Origin of the sequence: Paraburkholderia steynii (assembly GCF_900100565.1) — a bacterium.
In the GTDB taxonomy this organism is placed as follows: domain Bacteria; phylum Pseudomonadota; class Gammaproteobacteria; order Burkholderiales; family Burkholderiaceae; genus Paraburkholderia; species Paraburkholderia terrae.
Map to the genome: position 1 here is coordinate 1 of NZ_FNDI01000083.1, position 1,216 is coordinate 1,216.

1 protein-coding gene is annotated in these 1,216 nt (G+C 51.6%); it reads right to left on the reverse strand.

Translation table 11 applies throughout. From position 1 onward, the window contains the following. A partial coding sequence (locus BLT65_RS47060) for a condensation domain-containing protein (protein ID WP_244187129.1) occupies positions 1 to 1,216 on the reverse strand: 1,216 nt, incomplete at both ends.

The window sequence follows — 1,216 nt, forward strand, 5'->3', positions numbered from 1 at the left end:
CGGTTATCGTTGAACCATGTACGCTGCCAGGAGGCATAATCCGGATACTGGATTTCCAGTGGTGACAGTGAACTGGGCGAACCCCGGACAAAGGCCGTATAGAAGGCACTGAGTTCGTTTAGAAGAATGCCCGCCGACCAACGATCCGAAATAATATGGTGAACGGTAAACAGCAGCACATGCTCGTCCGGAGCCGTCCGAATCAAGCATGCACGAATTAAAGGGCCACTTGTCAGGTCAAAAGGCCGCAGGCTCTCTTCGCGCAGCAGTGTCCCTAATGCTTCGGATCCGTCAGAACGCGTATACAGATCCTCTTCGAGGAGTGTTAATCGAACATCAATCGGCAGCAACCTCGCGTGCAGATGGCCGCCGATCAGCGCGAAAACCGTCCGAAGTGACTCATGTCGTTGCATGAGGGCATTGAAGCTTTTTCGCAGCGCATCGGTACTCAAAGCTCCCACTAAACGTATCGCGACAGGAATGTTATAACTGGAGCTAACGTCCTCATCTTGAGAAAGAAACCATAGGCGTTGTTGGGAAAAGGAGACCGGAAGAAGATCGCTACGAGTCACCACTTCGATACTAGGGATCCGGGCATCATTACTTTCTTTCAGAAGTTTAGTTAATTCTGCAGAAAAGTCGCGAAGTTTTGGCTTAGAGAACAAGATGCCTAGGGAAGGTGCGACTCCGAAAGTTGATCGAATACGACCCAACATCTGAATCGCACGTAGAGAGTGGCCTCCCAACTCGAAGAAAGTATCATCTCTTCCTACCAGAGACACTCCCAGTACATCGCCCCAGAGTTCGGCGATAGTCAATTCCGTCTCGTTCTGATCTGCCGCGCGCAGCATGCTTGCGGAAACAGGGGGAGTTGGCTCCGGTAGCGATTTGTGGTCAAGCTTTCCGTTCGTGCTCGTCGGAAGACTCTCTACAAGCATGAAGACGGAAGGCACCATATATCCGGGAAGCTTGTCGCAAAGCTCCGTCTGTAGAGCCTCCTTCAGGTGGCTACGAAATGCCTCACCGTCTCCGCCCTCTGGCTGAGACCTGACAGCTACATATGCCACCAAGTATTTTTCGGAGCTCTCACCCTTCGCCACAATAACGGCGGACGCCACGTCCGGATGTTCAGTCAGGCATTTCTCGATTTCTCCTGGCTCAATGCGAAAGCCCCGGATTTTTATCTGATTGTCGTTGCGTCCCAAATAAATCAGAT